The following is a 3,602-nucleotide window of genomic DNA, read 5'->3' on the forward strand; positions in this document are numbered from 1 at the left end:
CCCCGACGGCAGCCAGGACCGCTACACCTACGATGAGCGCAGCAACCTGCTGCAGCACATCCGTGCCGACCACAGTACGGTGCACTACGCCTACGACGATCATGACCAGCCGATCAAACTGCGTGATGCCGAAGGTGGCTTGTGGCTACGCGACTACGACGAGCGCGGCAACCTGGTCGAGAGCGTCGACCCGCTGGGCCATAAGACCGAGTTCGCCTACACCCCGGCCGGGCTGGTCAAGGCAATCAAGGATGCGTTGGGCAACGAGAAGACGCTCGCCTACAACGAGGCCGGGCAACTGCTTGAGTACACCGACTGCTCGGGCAAGACCAGCCAATGGACGTACAACGCCTTCGGCCAGCTGACCGCTTTCACCGATGCGGCCGGCAGCACGACCGCCTACGAGTACCAGGCCGGGCAACTGGCCAAGGTTACCCACCCGGACAAGACCGAGGAACGCTTCAACTACGATGCCGAAGGGCGTCTGCTGGCCCATGTCGACGCGCTTGATCGCTGCACCACCTGGACCTACAACGCGGTCGGCCTGCTGAGCGAACGCGTCGACGCCAATGAGCACACCCTACGTTATCGCTGGGACAAGCTCGGCCGCTTGATCGGGCTGGAAAACGAGAACACCAGCAAGGCCACGTTCCTCTATGACCCGGTCGGTCGGCTGCTGCAAGAGACCGGCTTCGATGGCCTGGTCACCCGCTACCAGTACGACCCGTACAGCGGTCGCCTCGCGAGCACCCAAGTTGGCCAACGCCGGATCGAGCTGACCTTCGACCCCATGGGCCGATTGAGTGAGCGCACGGCCCGTCTGGGTAACCAGAGCCAGAGCGAAACCTTCGCCTACGACGGCAACGGCCAGCTGATCCAGGCCGTCAACGCTGCCAGCAAGCTGCAATGGTTCCACGACGAAGCGGGTAACCTGACTCGCGAGCATCAGTATTATTTGGCCACCGGCACGCCGATGGTCGCGGTGTGGCAGCACGAGTACGACGCGCTCAATCAGCGCACCGCGACGATCCGTCCGGACGGGCACAAGGTCAGCTGGCTGACCTACGGCAGCGGCCACCTACTCGGCATGACCCTCGACCAGCACGAGATGCTGGCTTACGAGCGCGACGACCTGCACCGCGAAATCGTGCGGCATCAGGGCAATCAGCTGATGCAGACCCAGGCCTGGGACCCGGCCGGGCGTTTGCAGGAACAACTGCTGGGCAGCCATGACGGCCAGTCCACGCTGCTCAAGCGTCAGTACCGCTATGACGCGGCGGGGCAACTGACCAACATCCACGACAGCCGTCGCGGCCCGTTGGAGTACCAGTACGATCCCGTCGGCCGCCTGCTCAAGGCCACCAGCCGCCTGGGCGTGGAAACCTTTGCCTTCGACCCGGCCGGTAACCTGCTGGACCAGAAAACCCAGGAACTGAACCGCCCGCTGGAAGCCGACCCACGGCGCAACAAGCTGATGGACAACCTGCTGCGCGAGTATGCCGGTACCCATTACCGCTACGACGAACGCGGCAACCTGGTGCACCGCCTGCACAACGGTGCCCACGCGCATTTCACCTGGGACCTGTTCGACCGGCTGGCCAGTTACAACGACGACAAGCTCAAGGTCGATTACAGCTACGACGCCCTGGGCCGACGCTTGCACAAGCATTCGGTGGCGCACTTCTGGGATCGCCCGGAAGCGGGGACCGGCTGGAACCAGCTGCAACGGGCCAAGCGCCAACGCGAGCTCGGTTGTGGCTTCACCCTGTTTGGCTGGGACGGCGACACCCTGGCCTGGGAAAGCTCACCGCCACGCGATGAAGGCGACACCGGCCGCACCGTGCATTACCTGTACGAACCGGGCAGCTTCGTGCCGGTCGCCCAGGCCCTGCGCAAGAGCCCGATCCGCCTGCACAAGCAACCGGATTGGAGCCAGCGCGAATACAACTTCGATCAGGATCCGCTGTGGCATACCGAGGTGAAGCCACAGCCGTTCGAGGCGATTGCCTGGTACCAGTGCGACCATCTCGGTACACCGATGGAGCTGACCGATGAGCAAGGCGATATCGCCTGGGCCGGCCAGTACAAGGCCTGGGGCGAAGTCCGCGTGGAGCGCTCGGACTGGGCCAAGCAGCAGGGCCTGAGCAACCCGATTCGCTTCCAGGGTCAGTACCACGACCATGAGACGGGGCTACATTACAACCGCTATCGGTACTATGATCCGAAAGCTGGACGATTCATAAGTGAAGACCCCTCTGGATATGCAGGCGGACTCAATTTATTCACTTACACTTCCGACCCGGTCAATTGGGTCGACCCGTTAGGCCTTGCCAAAGTAAAAGAGCAAGGAACACCTAAACAAGCCCAAAGAAAGGTCGAGAAAAAACAAGGTCCATCAGAGATAACGCGGATTGACGAGCCTGAGATTTCAGTGCCCAATAGTCAATGGCATGCACACTGCAAATGTGGTTCTGGCTACAACCAGGATGGGACCATTCACGACAAAGGTAAAGGCGACGTCACCTTCAGCAGGAAAACAATTGAATGGCTAAACAGTCACGGCTGGAAAATAAGCAAATGAACCTGCTAAAAACATATAAGAAAATCATAGAAAAGGAGCCATACAACGACCTCAATGAACTGCTCTTTGAGTTTGATAACTTCGAAGAATTTCCAATGGTTTCACGCGACAGCAGGATAAAAAAACTAAAGAAAACCCTAAGGGAAGAAAACATATCAGACTTCCTTCTAGGGCTCGCTTTTTTCCTGCTCAACACCTTGCATGCGCTCGCCAGGAATAATCAGAAAAAAATCGCGCTAACCGCAATTACATTTACACAGTTTGACGACCGCCATGGCTCGACATTAGTGCCCAGGATTTTCGTATACCCGAGCGATGCCAGTGACACTCTTCGCCAGTGGTTAATGGACAACCAACCCAAAGAAGACTCTAACGAAATGGACAGAGTCAAAAAAATTTTTACATCCTGCGGTCTTGTTGAAAGTTTTGTCTTTCTTGAGAGTAGATTCTTCGATAAGGCCTGTAATGAAGAGCTAATACGAATATACGCCATTCCGCGACACAGACAATGAGGTTCGAAGCGCTCGACTCGCTCTACACCCCTTGACTCAATCAGGCCCCAAGGATTTAACATGAAAACTGTTTGGGTTTTCACTGGATCAGAAAGTCGATTTCCGTCAGGCGTATTTGTCGCGTTTGCCGATGCAGAGCTGTGGATAAAGAACAACTCATTGAGTGGAGTGCTCTCCCAGTATCCCGTCGGGATTTCCGTGTACGATTGGGCAGTAGAAAACGGTCACTTTCGTATAAAAAATGAGAAAGAAAAATCTTCTGCCTTCATACAGAAGTTTTCGTCCGCAGCTCAAGAGCACTTCCATTTCGAAAACGGTAGCTCAGAGTAACTACTAGGCTGAGTATTCTCTAGCAGGCTCAAGAGCGACTTCAGTTACGACGTCTTGGGCGGCACCTACACAAACAATCGGCGACGCAGTTCTGAGACGGTATCCGAACACAGCTACAGCGGGCTAAACAACAGCACAAAGGGGCGGCACTTGCCGCCCCACGATGTATGCATTACATG

At 56.9% G+C, this 3,602-nt stretch carries 3 protein-coding genes; all 3 read left to right on the plus strand.

From position 1 onward, the window contains the following. On the plus strand, window positions 1-2,581 hold a 2,581-nt coding region (locus NGM28_RS28230; protein WP_252092516.1), incomplete at its 5' end, for an RHS repeat domain-containing protein. Next, entirely contained in the window at window positions 2,545-3,093 is a 549-nt protein-coding gene (locus tag NGM28_RS28235; RefSeq protein ID WP_252092517.1) for an Imm15 family immunity protein, read from the plus strand. The genes NGM28_RS28230 and NGM28_RS28235, both read left to right, overlap by 37 nt. Window positions 3,094-3,153: 60 nt before the next feature. After that, on the plus strand, window positions 3,154-3,423 hold the full coding sequence (locus NGM28_RS28240) for a DUF7710 domain-containing protein (protein WP_252092518.1): 270 nt from the start codon (window positions 3,154-3,156) through the stop codon (window positions 3,421-3,423). Window positions 3,424-3,602: the final 179 nt, after the last annotated feature.

The organism is Pseudomonas sp. MWU13-3659, from assembly GCF_023757525.1.
In the GTDB taxonomy this organism is placed as follows: Bacteria; Pseudomonadota; Gammaproteobacteria; order Pseudomonadales; family Pseudomonadaceae; genus Aquipseudomonas; species Aquipseudomonas entomophila_E.